Annotated in this window: 19 protein-coding genes; 13 read left to right on the forward strand and 6 right to left on the reverse strand. The window is 71.7% G+C overall.

Going from position 1 to position 15,597, the window contains the following annotated elements; translation table 11 throughout:
- Positions 1-101 precede the first annotated feature (101 nt).
- From OHA25_RS31575 to rbsK, 9 genes are read left to right on the forward strand one after another with little or no spacing between them, the layout of a single operon-like run.
- Entirely contained in the window at positions 102-1,121 is a 1,020-nt protein-coding gene (locus tag OHA25_RS31575) for a LacI family DNA-binding transcriptional regulator (protein WP_327580593.1), read from the forward strand.
- Complete coding sequence (locus OHA25_RS31580; protein WP_327580594.1) at positions 1,118-2,032, forward strand: carbohydrate ABC transporter permease; 915 nt, start codon at positions 1,118-1,120, stop codon at positions 2,030-2,032. The genes OHA25_RS31575 and OHA25_RS31580 overlap by 4 nt, the downstream gene beginning before the upstream one ends.
- The gene (locus OHA25_RS31585) at positions 2,029-2,847 is read left to right on the forward strand and encodes a carbohydrate ABC transporter permease (RefSeq protein WP_327580595.1); all 819 of its coding nucleotides are present in this window, start codon (positions 2,029-2,031) and stop codon (positions 2,845-2,847) included. Before OHA25_RS31580 ends, OHA25_RS31585 begins: the two co-directional genes overlap by 4 nt.
- Positions 2,848-2,856: 9 nt before the next feature.
- Entirely contained in the window at positions 2,857-4,170 is a 1,314-nt protein-coding gene (locus OHA25_RS31590) for an ABC transporter substrate-binding protein (RefSeq protein WP_327580596.1), read from the forward strand.
- Positions 4,167-5,207, forward strand: a complete 1,041-nt coding sequence (locus OHA25_RS31595) for an ADP-ribosylglycohydrolase family protein (RefSeq protein WP_327580597.1) — start codon at positions 4,167-4,169, stop codon at positions 5,205-5,207. The genes OHA25_RS31590 and OHA25_RS31595 overlap by 4 nt, the downstream gene beginning before the upstream one ends.
- 6 nt (positions 5,208-5,213) lie before the next feature.
- Complete coding sequence (locus OHA25_RS31600; protein WP_327580598.1) at positions 5,214-6,191, forward strand: ADP-ribosylglycohydrolase family protein; 978 nt, start codon at positions 5,214-5,216, stop codon at positions 6,189-6,191.
- The gene (locus OHA25_RS31605) at positions 6,188-7,327 is read left to right on the forward strand and encodes an ADP-ribosylglycohydrolase family protein (protein WP_327580599.1); all 1,140 of its coding nucleotides are present in this window, start codon (positions 6,188-6,190) and stop codon (positions 7,325-7,327) included. Before OHA25_RS31600 ends, OHA25_RS31605 begins: the two co-directional genes overlap by 4 nt.
- Positions 7,324-8,715 carry an ADP-ribosylglycohydrolase family protein gene (locus OHA25_RS31610; protein WP_327580600.1) on the forward strand — a complete coding sequence of 464 codons (1,392 nt, stop codon included), beginning with the start codon at positions 7,324-7,326 and terminating at the stop codon, positions 8,713-8,715. The genes OHA25_RS31605 and OHA25_RS31610 overlap by 4 nt, the downstream gene beginning before the upstream one ends.
- Positions 8,712-9,596 (forward strand): ribokinase, encoded by an 885-nt coding sequence (rbsK, locus tag OHA25_RS31615; RefSeq protein WP_327580601.1) that lies wholly within the window; start codon positions 8,712-8,714, stop codon positions 9,594-9,596. Before OHA25_RS31610 ends, rbsK begins: the two co-directional genes overlap by 4 nt.
- A gap of 13 nt (positions 9,597-9,609) precedes the next feature.
- On the opposite strand, the gene OHA25_RS31620 is transcribed toward rbsK, so the two are convergent.
- The 3 genes from OHA25_RS31620 to pyrF all read right to left on the reverse strand — a co-directional run bounded on the left by OHA25_RS31620 (position 9,610) and on the right by pyrF (position 11,387).
- Positions 9,610-10,170 (reverse strand): dihydrofolate reductase family protein, encoded by a 561-nt coding sequence (locus OHA25_RS31620; RefSeq protein WP_327580602.1) that lies wholly within the window; start codon positions 10,168-10,170, stop codon positions 9,610-9,612.
- A 94-nt stretch (positions 10,171-10,264) separates the two neighbouring features.
- Positions 10,265-10,450 carry a hypothetical protein gene (locus OHA25_RS31625; protein ID WP_327580603.1) on the reverse strand — a complete coding sequence of 62 codons (186 nt, stop codon included), beginning with the start codon at positions 10,448-10,450 and terminating at the stop codon, positions 10,265-10,267.
- A 103-nt stretch (positions 10,451-10,553) separates the two neighbouring features.
- Positions 10,554-11,387: an orotidine-5'-phosphate decarboxylase gene (gene pyrF, locus OHA25_RS31630; protein ID WP_327580604.1), complete on the reverse strand. Its 834-nt coding sequence runs from the start codon at positions 11,385-11,387 to the stop codon at positions 10,554-10,556.
- Positions 11,388-11,510: 123 nt separating this feature from the next.
- On the opposite strand from pyrF, the gene OHA25_RS31635 reads away from it, so the two are divergent.
- Positions 11,511-11,987, forward strand: a complete 477-nt coding sequence (locus tag OHA25_RS31635) for a DUF2283 domain-containing protein (protein ID WP_327580605.1) — start codon at positions 11,511-11,513, stop codon at positions 11,985-11,987.
- A 27-nt stretch (positions 11,988-12,014) separates the two neighbouring features.
- Here the strand turns inward: OHA25_RS31635 and OHA25_RS31640 are convergent, their stop codons facing one another.
- On the reverse strand, positions 12,015-12,374 hold the full coding sequence (locus OHA25_RS31640) for a hypothetical protein (RefSeq protein ID WP_327580606.1): 360 nt from the start codon (positions 12,372-12,374) through the stop codon (positions 12,015-12,017).
- Positions 12,375-12,393: 19 nt separating this feature from the next.
- Between OHA25_RS31640 and OHA25_RS31645 the strand changes: the two genes are divergently transcribed.
- Positions 12,394-13,188 carry an HAD family hydrolase gene (locus OHA25_RS31645; protein ID WP_327580607.1) on the forward strand — a complete coding sequence of 265 codons (795 nt, stop codon included), beginning with the start codon at positions 12,394-12,396 and terminating at the stop codon, positions 13,186-13,188.
- On the opposite strand, the gene OHA25_RS31650 is transcribed toward OHA25_RS31645, so the two are convergent.
- A complete protein-coding gene (locus tag OHA25_RS31650; protein ID WP_327580608.1) occupies positions 13,179-13,568 on the reverse strand; it encodes a winged helix-turn-helix transcriptional regulator in 390 nt (129 codons plus the stop codon). The two genes, OHA25_RS31645 and OHA25_RS31650, sit on opposite strands and share 10 nt — an antisense overlap.
- An 88-nt stretch (positions 13,569-13,656) precedes the next feature.
- On the opposite strand from OHA25_RS31650, the gene OHA25_RS31655 reads away from it, so the two are divergent.
- Positions 13,657-14,319, forward strand: a complete 663-nt coding sequence (locus OHA25_RS31655) for an NADPH-dependent F420 reductase (RefSeq protein WP_442941924.1) — start codon at positions 13,657-13,659, stop codon at positions 14,317-14,319.
- Between the two features lie 110 nt (positions 14,320-14,429).
- Positions 14,430-14,801: a hypothetical protein gene (locus OHA25_RS31660; RefSeq protein ID WP_327580609.1), complete on the forward strand. Its 372-nt coding sequence runs from the start codon at positions 14,430-14,432 to the stop codon at positions 14,799-14,801.
- 60 nt (positions 14,802-14,861) lie between these two features.
- Here the strand turns inward: OHA25_RS31660 and OHA25_RS31665 are convergent, their stop codons facing one another.
- Positions 14,862-15,497, reverse strand: coding sequence for a TetR/AcrR family transcriptional regulator (locus tag OHA25_RS31665; protein ID WP_327580610.1), 636 nt, complete (start codon positions 15,495-15,497; stop codon positions 14,862-14,864).
- Positions 15,498-15,597: the final 100 nt, after the last annotated feature.

The raw sequence follows: 15,597 nt of genomic DNA on the forward strand, positions 1-15,597 counted from the left end.
TCGTGACTTGACCGGCAAGTTACATCCGGGTTTCATGTGGGCCACACCGTAAACGTTTACAGAGACGGGCCGTAAACGTTTACACCAATGGAAGGACCACCTTGGCCGACGGACCCACGATCAACACGATCGCCGAGCGTGCCGGAGTCTCGATCGCCTCCGTCTCGCGGGTGCTGAACGGCCTGCCGACCAGGCAGGAGACGGTGCGCAAGGTGATGGCGGCCGCCGACGAGCTCGGCTACGTGCGCAACGCCGTGGCCAGGTCGCTCAAGTCCCGCCGCACCCACCAGGTGGCCTTCGCCATGGCCGACGTGGGCAACCCCGCCTACCTGGCGATGCTGCGCGAGATCCAGCCGGTGCTCAAGGCCGCCGGATACCGGCTCGTGCTGCACTCCACCGACGCCGTCGTGGCCGACGAGATCGACGTGCTGCACAGCCTGGGCGAGCGGTACGTGGACGGCCTCATCATGAGCCCGCTGCGGGTCACCGAGGCCCACCTGGAGATGCTGGCCGCCGCCAGGGCCCCCGTCGTGATCATCGGCTCGGTGCCGGAGGGCACGCGGGTGGACAACGTACGGGCCGACTCGCGCACCGGCGTCAAGCTCGCCATCGACCATCTGCACGAGCTCGGCCGCCGCCGCATCGGCATGATCAACGGCCCGCTCGACACGGTGCCCGGGGCCGCCCGCGGGGCCGCGTACCGGGAGGCGCTCGGCGACCTCGGCCTGCCCTACGACGAGGACCTCGTGCAGATCGGCGACTTCTACCGCGCGGAGGGCGCCCGCGCGGTGGCGGCGCTGCTCGACCGGGTCCCCGACGTGGACGCGCTGATGTGCGCCAACGACCTGATCGCCCTCGGCGCGCTGGACGTGCTGCGGGCCGCGGGCCGCCGGGTGCCGGACAACGTGGCGGTGGCCGGCATGGACGACACCGACCTGGCGGCCGCTTCCTGGCCGTCGCTGACCAGCGTGTCGCTCGGCTCGGCCGAGCGCGGCAAGGCGGCCGCCGAGCTGCTGCTCGACCGGCTGCAGGGCGGCGACCGCGAGCCCAGGGTGGTCACCGTGCCGCCCCGCCTCGTCATCCGCGCCTCCTCCCGCCCAGAGGAAGGGGACGCGGCGTGACGGCGACCGCGACCAGGCCCGCGCCGCCGCGCCGCCCGCACGGGCGGCCCAGGGGGATCTCGCGCAAGACCCGTGAGATGTGGCTGCTCATGCTGCCCGCCCTGGTGCCGGTGCTGCTGTTCAGTGTGGGCCCGCTGCTCTACGGCATCGGCCTGGCCTTCACCGACGCCCGCAACACCCGCAACCACGAGACGAGCTTCGTCGGCCTGGAGAACCTCTGGGAGCTGCTGAGCGCGGCCGACTTCTGGTCCTCCTTCCGCATCGGCATGATCTGGGCCGTCTCGGTGACGGCGCTGCAGTTCCTGGCCGCGCTGGGCCTGGCGCTGCTGCTCAACGAGAACCTGCGGTTCAGGGGCGTGGCCCGGGTGCTGGCGGTGGTGCCGTGGGCGATGCCGCCGGTGGTCATCGGCCTGATGTGGCGGCTCGTCTACCACCCCGACGCGGGCATCCTGAACAGCCTGCTCGGCACCGAGATCAACTGGCTGGCCGACTTCTCGCTCGCACTGCCCGCGATCATCGTGGTCGGCGTCTGGACCGGCATGCCGCAGACCACCGTCGTCCTGCTGGCCGGCCTGCAGGGCATACCCAAGGAGCTGTACGAGGCCGGCGAGGTGGACGGCGCCGGCCGCTGGCGGCGGTTCTGGAACATCACGCTGCCGCAGCTCCGCCCGGTCATCGTGGCCATCACCTCGCTCGACTTCGTGTGGAACATCAACCAGTTCGGCCTGGTCTACGTGCTTACGCAGGGCGGACCCGGCGGCCAGACGCGGCTGCCGATGCTGTTCGCCTACGAGGAGGCGTTCCGCTATCGGTTCGCCGGCTACGCCTCGATGCTGGGCCTGGCCATGGCGATCGTCGTGCTCGCGGTGCTCGGCCTGTATCTGTGGCGCCAGATGAGGGAGGCCCGATGAGACGCGCGTCGCAGTACGCCGCGCTGGCCGCGTACATCGTCTTCCTGGCCTTTCCGCTGGTCTGGCTGCTGTCCACGGCGCTGAAGACGCCGCAGGAGATGGCGCTGGCCGACCCGACGTGGATCCCGCGCGAGCCGACGCTCGCCAACTTCACCGACGCCTTCGGCGAGCAGGACCTCGTCGGCGCGGCCGTGCGCAGCCTGGGGGTGGCGCTCGCCAGCAGCGTGATCACCGTGCTGATCTCGCTGCCGGCGGCCTACGCCATGGCCCGCTATCGCGGCCTGGTCAACAAGATCGCGATCGGGTGGGTGCTGGTCAGCCAGGTGTTCCCGTTCATCCTGATCATCATCCCGCTCTTCATGATCCTGCGCGATCTGGAGCTGGTGAACACGCTGCCCGGCCTGGTGGTCGTGCACGTGACGTTCACGCTGCCGTTCGCGCTGTGGATGTTGCAGGGGTACGTCCGCGCGGTGCCGGTCGAGCTGGAGGAGGCCGCGGCCGTGGACGGGGCGACCCGGCTGCGCTCCATCATCAAGGTCGTGGCGCCGCTGCTCGCACCAGGCGTGGTGGCCACGCTGCTGTTCGCGTTCATCTCGTCCTGGAACGAGTTCATGTTCGCGCTCGTCATCCTGCAGAACCCCGACGTCATGACGCTCCCGCTCACGCTGGTGAGGTTCACCGGCCCGGAGGGGGTGGCCAGGCTCGGCCCGCTGGCCGCGGCGTCGCTCATGGCGACGATCCCGAGCCTGATCTTCTTCGCAATCATTCAGCGGCGACTGAAGTCCGGCCTGATGGCCGGCGCCGTCAAGGGCTAGGAGGCTCATATGCGAATCACGTCCGCTCTGGCGGCCGCGGCGATCGTCGCGCTGGCCGCCGCATGCGGCAGCGGAGGCGGCGGCGGATCCTCGTCCTCCTCCGCCCCCAGCGAGCCAGTAAAGATCAATTTCCTCAGCCTGGCGTGGCAGAAGGAATCCGTCGCCGCGAACAAGCAGCTCGTGGACGAATGGAACAAGGCCAACCCCACCATCCAGGTCACCTACGTCCAGGGCAGCTGGGACAACGTCAACGACCAGCTCGTCACCCAGTTCGCCGGCGGCACGGCGCCCGACGTCATCCACAACGACTCGCCCGCGCTGTCCGGTTTCGCCACCGACGGCTACCTGCTGGACCTGAAGGACAAGCTGCCCGCCGAGCTGAAGAGCGACATCCCGCAGGCCGCCTGGGACACCGTCACCTTCGACGGCGGCAAGGGCGAGCAGGGCGTCTACGGCGTGCCGTTCCTGCAGGAGTCGCAGGTCATCATCGCCAACAAGAAGCTGCTCGAGGCCTCCAAGGTCCGCATCCCCACGGCGGACAACCCGTGGACGTGGGACGAGTTCTCCGCGGCCGCCAAGACGATGACCAAGGGCGATGCGTTCGGCGTGGCCTGGCCGATGAAGTCGCCGGTCAACAAGACGCTCAACCTGGCGCTCAACTACGGCGGCACCTTCTTCCAGACCGGCGCCGACGGCAAGACCACGGTCAAGGTCGGGCCCGAGGAGCGTGAGGTGCTCCAGCGCATCCACGACCAGCTCTACAAGGACAAGTCCGCCGACCCGGCCGCGCTCGGCCAGGGCACCGCCGACCCGCTGCCCGCCTTCTACAAGGGCAAGTTCGCCTTGCTGCCGGCCGGCGTGTTCCTCCGTCAGCAGGTCGCCGAGCAGGCGCCGGACGGGTTCGAGTGGGTCACCCTGCCCGGGCCCAAGGGCACCACGGCCCAGCAGGGCGCGGTCTCGCAGACGCTGTCGATCGCGCAGGACAGCAAGCACCCTGACGAGGCCATGAAGTTCATCGCCTTCTTCCTGAACGGCCCCAACCAGGCCAAGCTCGCCAAGGGCGACTGGCTGCTGCCGACCTCCCAGTCGGCCGCCGCCGACCCGGCGATGACCACCCAGGAGAACGGCTGGGACGTGGCCACCGCCTCCGCCAAGAACCTCGTCGTGGCGCCGTTCCTCAAGGTGAACGGGTTCGACGAGTGGAAGAGCAAGGTCGCCACGCCCGTGCTGCAGGAGTTCTACGCCAACAAGATCACCATCGACGAGGCGGCCAAGCGGCTCGTCGACGAGGGCAACAAGGTGCTGGAGCGGTACCAGAGGTGATCTCCCATCGGGACAGGGCCCGGGGGTGTCTGCTCGGCCTGGCGGCCGGGGACGCCCTCGGGGCTCCCGCCGAGAACCTGACGCCGGCGGAGATCCGGCGGCGGTGGGGGCGGCTCACCGAGATCGAGGGCGGGGGCACGGACGACACCGAGTACGCCATCTTCGCCGCGTCGCTGCTGGCGCGGCACGGGCACGGGCTGACGCCTGAGCTGGTGGCGCAGGCGTACCGGACGGAGATCATCCCGCGGGTGGCCGGGCCGATGCGGGGAGCCGGGTTCTCCGAGCTGGGCACCGTCGAAGCGCTTCGACGCGGCCTGGAACCGCCGCTGACCGGGCTGGTTCACTCGCACGGGTGGTCCGACGGGCTCGCCATGCGGGCCGCGCCGTACGGGATCTTCTGTCCGGGGGATCCGGTGGAGGCGGCTCGGCTGGTGGAACAGGACGGGCTGGTCAGTGGGTCCGGCGAGGGCATCCTGGGCGGTCGCGCCGTCGCCGGCGCGGTGGCCGCCGCCATGGGCGGTGCGCCGGTGCGGGATGTCGTGGCCGCCGCACTGTCCGTCATCCCCGCCGACTCGTGGACGGCCAGGAACATTGTGCGGGTGTGCGACGTGCTCGGCCCCTCGCCGTCCACGGGCGCCGGTACGGCGGGAGGGGGATCGGCGGAGTCCGGCGCAACGCGTGCGGCGGCCGGCCCTGGTGAGGACGAACTCGGGCTCGTCGAGGCGTTGCACGAGGCCGTCGTCGTGAAGCACTACCCGTGGACCGACATCGCGCCCGAAGCCGTGGCGTTTGGGCTGGCCGCATTCCTGGCGGGCGACGGTGACGTGGAGGCGGCGGTGACGTTCGGGGTGAGCCTGGGCCGGGACGCCGACACGATCGGCGCCATCGCCGGGGCGATCGCCGGGGCCCGGCAGGGCGAGAGCGGCGTACCCGGGCGGTGGGCGGCCAGAATCGGTCCTGTGACCGGGAAATGCCTGCCCGTCGTGGCCGGAAGACACGTGCTGGACGTCGCCGACGACCTGGCGAAAGGACGTTAGATCACGATGTCGGGGGACAGGATCAGAGGCGCCATCGCCGGGCTCGCCGTCGGTGACGCCGCGGGCTGGCCCGCGGCCCGGCACCGCGCGGCCCTGCACGCGCCCTGGAGCCGGCGCCTGCACAGGGAGCTCGACGCGTTCGCGGAAGAGCACCGGATCACCACGCTGCCGGTGCCGTTCGCGCTCAACCAGCCGACGGCGCCGCTGGCCATCGGCCCGTCCGACGACGCCGAGTGGCTCGCCTGGACGGTGCTCACCATCGACCGGCCGAGGGCGGAGGCCTTCAGGGAGCTCATCGGTGCGCAGGCGCGGGCCCGGATCTCAGTGGCCACCGCACTGGACAACCTGGCCACGGGCGTCGAGCCGCCCGCGTCCGGGCACGACAACCCCCACCACTTCGACGACGCCGCCGCCGTCAGGGCCGTCGCGTTCGGGGTCCTGGGGAGGGACCCCACACCCGACGCCGAGGTGACGAACGCCGCCGACGGGATCCTCGCCGCCCAGGCCATGGCCGCCGCCGTGCGGGAGGCGGTCGCGTCCGGCGCGATCGGCCCGGCCGTGGAGGCGGCGCTGGCCGTGCTGCCGCCGGACACCGCCATCGGCCACAATGCCCGCATGGCGCTGGCGGCCGCGCGGAAGGCAGGCGACGCGTTCGCCGCGGTGCCCGCCCTCGACGCGGCGCTGCTCGACCACGTCTACAGCTACGGCGTCGGGGCCGCTCAGACCGTGCCCGTGGCGCTGGCGCTGGCGCTGGCGGCGGACGGCGATCTCACCAGGGCCGTCCCGGCGGCGGCGTGCCTGGCCGCGCTGGCCGACTCCGCGCCCGCGCTCGCCGGGGCGCTGACCGGGGCGTGCGGCGGATACGCGGCGATCCCGGAGGGGTGGACCGCCTCGGCCCGTACGCTGGCCGGCTGTTGCCTGCCCGAGCTGGCGGGCAAAGATCTGATCGAACTGACGAGTCATCTCACGGAGGGAATCGCATGACGCCGCTTGAGGACAGGGCGACCGGCTGCGTGGCGGGGGCGGCGGTCGGTGACGCGCTGGGCGGCGCCACCGAGGGCTGGACCCCCGAACAGATCGTCGAGCGGTACGGCGGCCGCGTCGACGGCATCGTCCCGCCGTTCAACGAGGACTGGCGCAACGCCCGCCCCATCGCGCCGTACCACAAGGGCGACGGCCACATCACCGACGACACGCTGATGACGCACGCCCTGATCCGCGTGTACGAGAAGGCCGGCCGCCACCTCGACGCGTACGCCATGGCCGACCACCTCGTGCCCGAGCTCATGGGCGAGCGCCGCTGGATCCCCGAGCTGGAGAGCGACGCGCTGCCGCTGCAGCGGATCTTCCTGGCCGAGAAGTGGATCGTGGCCAGACTGCACTACGGGCACGTGGACCCGCGCGAGGCCGGTGTCGGAAACATCGTGAACTGCGGCGCGGCCATGTACGTCGCCCCCGTCGGCATCGTCAACGCCGCCGACCCCGACGCCGCCTACGCCGAGGCCATCGACCTGACCGGGGCCCACCAGTCCAGCTACGGCCGCGAGGCCGCCGGCGTCATGGCGGCCGCCGTCGCCGAGGCCATGCGGCCGGGCGCCACCACGGACTCCGTGGTCGCCGCCTGCCTGCGGCTGGCCAAGGACGGCACGCGGGCGGCCATCGAGTCTGTCTGCGAGGCGGCGGCCGGGCTCGGGCACTGGGACGGGTCGTTCGAGGCGCTGCGGGCCGCCGTCCGGCCGTATGACACGGTCGCCGACACCTACCGCGACCAAGGACTGGGGGCGCGGCGGCCGAGCCGGCTGCACAGCATCGAGGAGCTGCCGCTGGCGCTCGGCTTCCTGGTGATCGCCAAGGGCGACTACCGCGACACCGTGCTCGGCGGCGTCAACTACGGGCGTGACGCCGACTCGATCGCCTCCATGGGCGGCGCCATCGCGGGCGCGCTCGGCGGGCTGAGCGCCGTGCCGGCGGAGTGGGCGGAAGGGGTCGGGGCGGCGAGCCGTACCGACCTGGTGGGGCCGGGGCTCGCGATCGCGGAGGTGGCGCGCCGGGTGCACGCCGACGACCTGGTACGGCGCCGCGCCCACGAGGCCGCCTTCGCCGACCTCGACCGCCGATGATCCGCCTCACCTGGGTCCAGCCCGAGGACCTGATCGGGCACGAGTTCCGCCAGGCCGCCGAGGACGGCCGTGACCCCGGGGCCGTCCAGGAGATCGCCGATCGATGGCACGCGGCGGGCGGCCACGACGCGCCGCCCCGAGCCGGCGCCTCGGACCCGGAGGCCGCCCGGCTGCGCGGCTTGGCCCAGGACCTGCTGGACGAGCTGGCGGCCGTCCCGTCGCCATCGGCCGAGCCGTCGGACCTGCCCGCCATCATCGCCGCCTGCCCGGCTTGGCCCACCCACCCGTCCGTCCCTGGGGCGGAAGCCGTCGACGCGGGCGGCCAACGAGTGCCGGCCGTGAGCGGCGCGGTCGCCGACCCGGCGCGGGTGCTGGGGGCGTGGCTCGGGCGGGCGGCCGGGTGCGTGCTCGGCAAGCCCGTCGAGAAGATCCCGCGCGAAGGCATCAGGCAGATCGCCGAGGCCACCGGCAACTGGCCCATCCGCGGCTGGTTCACCGCGAAAGGCCTCCCTGACGACATCGCCCGCCGCTGGCCCTGGAACCGCCGCAGCGCCGTCAACTCGCTCGCCGAGAACATCGACGGCATCCCCGAGGACGACGACCTCAACTACCCGCTGCTCGCCCTGACCGTCCTGGAGCGCCACGGCCGCGCCTTCACCACTGACGACGTGGCCAAGCTGTGGCTCGACGAGCTGCCGGCCGGCCGTACGTTCACCGCCGAACGCGTCGCGTACCGCAACCTCCTGGACGGCGTCGAGCCGCCGCGCACGGCCTCCCACCGCAACCCGTTCCGCGAATGGATCGGTGCCCTGATCAGGGCGGATGTCTACGGCTGGGTCAACCCGGGCGATCCGGCCACGGCCGCCGAGTACGCCTGGCGCGACGCCCGCCTCACCCACACCGCGAACGGGATCTACGGGGCGATGTTCGCGGCCGCGATGTGCGCCACCTCGCTGGTCGCCACGTCGCCGGAGGAGGTCGTGGCGGCGGGCCTGTCCGTCGTGCCCGCGGGCTCGCGCCTGCACGAGGCGGTACGCCTGGCCGTCGAGGACGCCGCTGTGGAAAAGGACTTCGAACGGGTCGTCGACCGCCTGTACGAGCGCCACGGCTCGCTCCACTGGGTCCACGCGATCAACAACGCCGCCCTCGTCGCCGCCGCCCTGATCCACGGCAGGGGCTACTTCACCGCCACGATCGCCGGAGCGGTGGCGGGCGGCTGGGACACCGACTCGGCCGCCGCCACGGCCGGGTCCGTCGCGGGCGCGCTCAACGGCGGCGTGCCGGACCAGTGGCGGATGCGCGACAGCCTGGCCAGCAGCCTGACCGGGTTCGACGGGGTGAGCCTCGTGGAGCTGGCACGGCGTACTCAGGAGATGATGCACTCATGATCTCGGTTTTCGGCAGCGCCAACATGGACCTGGTCGCCTACGTCTCCGAAGCCCCGAAGCGGGGTGAAACGGTCACCGGCCACCGTTTCCGAACCATTCCCGGTGGCAAGGGGGCCAACCAGGCCATCGCCGCCGCCCGGGCGGGCGCGGAGGTGGCGTTCCTCGGGGCGGTCGGCGACGACGGCTTCGGGGCGGAGCTGCGGGCCACGCTGTCGGAGGCCGGGGTGGACGTACGCGGCCTGCGTCAGGTACCCGGCCCCAGTGGCATCGCGCACATCGTGGTGGACGACGACGGCGGCAACTCGATCATCGTTGTGCCCGGCGCGAACGGCACCGTCGCCGGCCCCTCGGGCGACGACTTGGCCCTGATCGCGCGTTCGGAGGCGCTGCTGTTGCAGCTGGAGCTGCCCATGGCGGCCGTGGTGGCGGCAGCGGAGGCCGGCCAGGTCGCGGGCGTGCCCGTCATCCTCACCCCGGCGCCCGCCCAGCCGCTCCCGGACGCGTTGCTCGACGCGGTCACGCTGATCGTCCCGAACGAGCACGAGGCCGCCGCCATCACCGGCGCCACCGCCCCCGACGCCGCCCTGGACGCGCTGCTCGAACGGGTCGAGGAGGCCGTGATCACGCTGGGCTCGCAGGGCGCTCTGTACGGATCCCGGTCCGGGGAGCGGGTGCGGGTGCCGGCGGTCGAGGTGAAGGCGGTGGACACGACGGCGGCCGGGGACACCTTCGTGGGCGCCCTGGCCGTGGCCCGTGCCGAACGGCTGCCCATGGCGGACGCCCTCCGCTTCGCCTCCACGGCGGCGGCGCTGTCCGTGCAGCGCGAGGGCGCCAGCACGTCGATGCCCACGCGCTGGGAGATCGAGGACTTCCTCACCTGACCGCGCCCCGGCGTCAGGACCGTTCGTAACGCAGCAGCACCGTCCGCGCGTCGAACGTTCGCGAGTCCACCAGCCGCAGATCGACCCGGTCCTTCAGCGGCGGGAACACAGGCTTGCCGCCACCGAGCACCACCGGGTGCACCATGATGTGGTACTCGTCGATCAGCCTCAGCTCGGTGAGGGCGGACGCCAGCTGAGAGCCGCCGTTCAGCAGCAGGTCCTGGTTCGCCTGGCGCTTCAGCTCCGCGACCTCCTCGGAGAGGTTGCCGGATACGATCCTGGTGTTCCAGCCCGCCTCCTTCAGAGTCGAGGAGAAGACGACCTTCGGGGTGCGGCGCCAGATGGGCGCGAACTTGAGGTCGTGCGGGTGGTCCGACATGGACTCGGCGTCCGGCCAGAAGCTCGACATCATGTCCCACACGACGCGGCCGTACAGGAAGGTGCCGACCCCCGCCTGGATCTCGTCCCCATACGCCGACAGCTCCGGCCCCATCTCCGGCCAGTCGAACTCGCCGTTCGGGCCCTCGATGTAGCCGTCGACGGAAGTGTGGACCCAGTAGATGAGCTTGCCCATGATGTGCTCCTTCGTCTTTCGTTTTTCGTCGTTCTCGTGACTGGGTCGGAGCCGCATCCGGGTTCTCTACATCCTTCTCGAAGAAATTCCCCGATCAGTTCTCGTGGGTCCAAGGGAGCGTGGCCGGGCTGGTGGTGTGCACCCTGGCCATCAGGCCGGGCAGGTGCCAGGCGGGCTCCTTCGGCCACGGATCCGGTGGGGTGAACCTGAACAGCAGGACCCGGTTGCTGGGGTCGGCGAGGACGACGCGGGGGGGCTGGTTGACACCTCCGACCCCCACCCCCGCAGGCTGGGCCGCGGTCGCTTGGTGTGTCGGGTGGGTGGTGCGCTGGCGGGTCGTTGAGCCGAGGGCGGTGCTCGTGGCCGTCAACCGCTCTCTCCGGTCAGGACCTGCGGCGGGCCGCCGTGAGGTCGCCGGACAGGTAGGCGGCGCACTCGTCCCGGTAGTGGAGCGTACGGCTGCGCAGCCGCTTGGGGTCGGCGAGCACCGCCCGGGACACCGAGGGCAGGACGGCATGGCGTACCGGCCCGAACAGCCGGGCCACGTCGGCAGGCGTGGCCCCCTGCGCGCCCAGCCCGGGCGCGAGAATGGGCCCGTTGAGGTCGGTCAGCGAGTGCTCCAGCTTGGGCAGCGTGGCGCCCATGACCACCCCGACGGGCCCGAACGGCGTGTGTCCCGCGTTGGCCGCGGCGGCCCCGGCCAGTACCTGGCCGGCCACGAGATGCTGGAGCTCGGCCGCTTCCGGATTGGAGGTGCGGGCCAGCACGAACACCCCCGCGTCGTTGGCCACGGCCGAGGTGATGGCCGCTTCCAGCGACCCGAACCCCAGGTATGGGCTCAGCGTCACGGCATCGACCGCCAGCGGGCTGCCCCGGTCCAGGTACGCCTCGGCGTAGGCGGCCATCGTGCTGTCGATGTCGCCGCGCTTGACGTCCAGCAGCACCAGCGTCCCCGCCTCGCGCAGGTCGGCGATGGTGCGTTCCAGGACGGCGATGCCACGGCTGCCCCACCGCTCGAAGAACGCCGACTGCGGCTTGACCACGGCGGCCACGTCGGCCACCGTCTCGACGACCGTACGGCTGAAGCTTTCGAGACCGGACGGCGAGTCGTCCAGCCCCCAGGCGTCGAGCAGCATCGGGCTCGGATCGATGCCCACACACAGCGGTCCGCACTTGTCGAGCCTGGCTCGCAGGCGCGTTCCGAACGACTCGTCCATTTCCGGGCCCCTTCACGTATTCCTTGCGGCGACCCTATGGGACCGGCCGCCGGAGTGAACAGGAGAGAGACCGTTCCCGTTGGTCAGTCTTCCAGGAGTGGCCTCCGGGGTAGATCAGCAGACATGTACGAGATCGCCCATCGGGTGCTGGTGCTGCGCAGCGAACCCCCTCGTGACGTGGTCGTCACGGTCGGGGTGCCGTATGAGGAGCCGACCGGAGCGTGGTCGTGCCCCTACCGGATCGACGGACTCGACGGGTGGGAACATGAGAGGAAAGTCACAGCGGGCGACTCGCTCGGGGCGGTCGAGCTGGCGCTGGCGATGACGCGGGCCGCGGTGGCGGCCTCGCACGAGGCCAAGGAAGGGCTGCTGAGCTGGGAGGACGCCCCGTCCGGGCCGCAGGCGCGGACGGTGTACGTCACCTGGGACAAGGAACACGACATCGCCTATATCGCGATGAAGCACGAAATAGTCCCAGGCGAGGCGGCACGCCAGGTCGTGGCGGACGACGTCGTCCTCGACTACGAGGACGCAGGGCGGCTGCTCGGCCTGGAGCTCATGAACGCCGCCACCCGGCTCCCGTCCGAGATGCGCATCTGACATCCTCCGCGCCCGTGGGCGGCCGGCTCACCGGGACGTCAGCCACCGCCAGCGCGGCAGCTCCAGCACCACCGTGACCACGGCCAGCACGGACACCAGCGCGGCGGCGACCGCGTGCCACGCGGACCACGCCGCCGCCACCGCGGCCACCAGCTGCAGGACGACCAGGCCGATCGTCACCTGACCCGGCACGGCGACGATCACGTTCCGCTTGTCGCCCGGGGTGGAGAAGACCGTCGGAAGCCCGATCAGCACCACGACCGACACCACGGCCAGCGGCACCGAATGAGGGGCGAGGGCCCAGGGGGTCGCGACCCAGGCGACCAGTTCGGTGGCGAACCGGAAGGCGGACGCGACACGACCCTCCGGGCGGATGGGGGAGGACACTCCCGTACCTTACCTTTTCATGATCTTCCCCCGCATCGTCGCCACCGACCTCGACGGCACCCTCCTCACCTCCGATCGCACCGTGTCACCGCGTACCAGGAGAGCGCTCCAGACGGCCCGCGCGGCCGGCGCCGAGATCGTCTTCGTCACCGCGAGAGCGCCGCGCGGCGTGCGTGCGGTCGCCGAGCAGGCCGGCGTCTCGGGCACCGCCATCTGCAGCAACGGCGCGATCGTCTACGACCTGGGAACGGATGAGATCACCGGCAGCCTGCCGCTCGACCCGGCCTCCGCCAGGAAGGCCGCCCGGGCGCTCGCCGCGGCCCTGCCGGGGGTGGGGCTGGCTGTCGAGACCGGCCGGGCGATCCTGACCGAGGCCGCCTACACCAGGCGGATCGCCGACGACCTGGCGTATTACCGCGAGGTGCGCTCGGTGTTCGACGAGGACCAGCCCATCGTCAAGCTGCTCGCCCTGTCGTCGACGCACACGGCGGACGAGATGGCCGCGGCCGTGACGGCAGTGCTCGCGGGGCTCGCCGAGGTCACGCACTCCGGCGAGCACGGGCTCCTGGAGATCAGCGCCCCGGGGGTGACGAAGGCCGCCACGCTCGACCAGCTCTGTAAGGAGCGCGGCGTCGATCCGAGCGAGGTCGTGGCGTTCGGGGACATGCCGAACGACCTGGCCGTGCTCGCGTACGCGGGCGCCGGCTACGCGATGGCCAACGCCCACCCGGCGGTGCTGGCCGCCATCGAGCGGCGCACGCTGTCCAACGATGAGGACGGCGTGGCCGTGGTGCTGGAGCGGCTCTACGGCTGACCTGCGGCATGGTCGCCGCCTCTGGTCGCCGGTGGTTCAGGGGCGGTGTCCCAGCGATCTTGCGCGGCCATCACCTCGTCGGCGTGCGTGAAGGCCCATTCACCGAACGTCTCGATCGGGCCGAGGAGGGTGCGGCCCAGGTCGGTGAGCTCGTACTCGACCCGCGGCGGGGCCTCGGCGTACGTGCGGCGCACCACCAGGCCGTTGAACTCCAGGCGACGCAGCGTCTCGGTGAGAACCTTGGTGCTGATGCCGCCGATCTCCTCGCGCAGCCGGCCCGGCCGCCGGGGGCCGTGCCGCAGGGACCACAGGACGACAGCGCTCCAGGTGTTGCCGATCAGATCGAAGGCGAGTCTGGCCTGGCAGTCGGCGAGGAACAACGAGAGCCTCCGTTAGGCACCGAATGGTGTGTGACGAGCTTTCTACTGTCCTCCTATCAGATAAGCCCCACACAGGAGGAGGACGGTCATGCGTATCGGGTTTCTGGGCGCGGGCGGCATGGCGGACGCCCTGGGCACACAGTGGGCCAGGGCCGGGCACGAGGTGATGATCAGCGGCAGAGACCTGGGCAGGAGCGCCGCTCAGGCCGAGAAGATGAGTGCCGCCCTGCCGGGGACGCCGGTCCGCGCGGGGAGCTGGGCGGAGGCGGCCCGGTTCGGGGAGGTCGTGGTGGTGGCCGTCAGGGCGGCGGGGCTCGTCGACGTGCTGGAGGCGTGTGGTGCTGCGCTGCGCGGCAAGCCCCTGGTCGACGTCACCAATGCCGCCGACCTGGCCGCGTATGATCCGGGACGCCCGCTCGCCGGCCTGATCCGCGATCTCACCGGCGGTCACGTGGTGAAGGCGTTCAACCTGTGCCATGTGGACGTATGGCGGATGACGCCGCCGGTGTTCGACGGGCGGCCGCTCGCCGTGCCGTTCTGCGGCGACGACCCGGCGGCGCTGGCGGCCGTACGCACGCTGGTCGCCGATCTCGGCTGTACACCGGTGGACGGTGGAGGGCTCGGCCGGGCGAGGTTGCTGGAGGCGACGGCGGCGTTCGTGATCGGCCTGTGGTTCGGGGGCGCCGACGCCCAGGCGATCCTGCCCCCGCTGGCCTCCTCCGGCGCCCACCTCCCGGCCGAGCCCCGCTGACGCTGGTGTACGCCCTGAGGTGTAGCGGTGATGACGACGGGTGGCGGATGCCCGGCGCGCCTGACGGCATGATCCTGGAGGCCTTCCTACGAGGTCGAAGGAGTGTCCACGTGGTTACACAGGTCGCCAAGACAAGCGGGTACCTGACCGCGTTCAAGATCGCCGCCACCCTCAACACGCTGGCCGTGCTCGTCCAGGCCGTGACGGCCGGCCAGCTCATGAGCGGAGGAGGCGCCGGCATGCACGGGATGGGGGCGCTGGCCGTGCACCTGCTGGGTCTGGCGCAGCACGTCGCGGCCGTGCTGCTGTGGCGGCCGGGGCGCGGCGCCGCCTGGCCCGCCCTGGTCAGCCTGGCTGTGCTGCTGCTCGGCTTCGTCCAGTCCATGCTCGGCGGCTCGGGCGCGGTGGCCGCCCACGTGCCGCTCGCCATGGGGCTCTTCGGGCTCAGCGTGTGGCTGCTCGTGTGGGCGTGGCGCCGCTGAGCCCGGGAGCGCGCTCGGGGGCGGGGAGGTCCCGTCGGAGGGCGGTGGGCCGGCGCGGGCTCAGGTGACCGTGCCGGCCTCGACGTGATAAAGCCCTGTGAAAAGTGGCCAGGTCAGGGCGGCCATTTCCGCAGGGGAGCGGGGGCAGCCGCGCTGCAGCCAGTCGGCGGCCACGCCGATGATCGCCCCGGCGGTGAACGCGGCACGGACGTCGTGCGGGCTGTCCAACGGCGAGGAGGCCCGCCGAGGGAGAGCGCCGTCGGCGTCTCGATGCGTGTGGTCGTAGACGGTCGCGGTGATGCGGCGGCGGATGTGGTCGGAGACGCGTGCGCTGCCCTGCGGCCCCAGCAGGGCTCGGTAGAGCCCGGCGTGCTCGGCGAGGCTGGCGAAGAACGCCTCCAGCGACTCCGCCGCGCCCTGTTCCCGGTCCGCCGAGTCCACGTCGGGGACCGGCAAGGAGTCGATCAAGCCGTCGATCATCGCGGTGCAGGCGGCCTCGGCCAGCTCGTGGACGTCCCGGTAGTGGTCGTAGAAGGTCGAGCGGCTCACTCCGGCCCGCTCGGCGACGTCGGCGACGCTGATCCGGGACAGGTCCTGCTTCGCGACGAGCTCGATCAGTCCGCGTGCCAGGGCCGCGTGGGTGCGGCGCACGCGCCGGTCGCCCGCTGAGGGGGTGGTGTTTCTGGTCGTGGCCACGTCATCAGCCTATCAACAAACGACATATGCAGGTTTTCCTACATTTGTCGGGTAATGTGGTGTCGCGGGACGACCGAAAGGACCACGACACCATGCGGAA

It is taken from the genome of Nonomuraea sp. NBC_00507, assembly GCF_036013525.1.
Lineage (GTDB): Bacteria > Actinomycetota > Actinomycetes > Streptosporangiales > Streptosporangiaceae > Nonomuraea.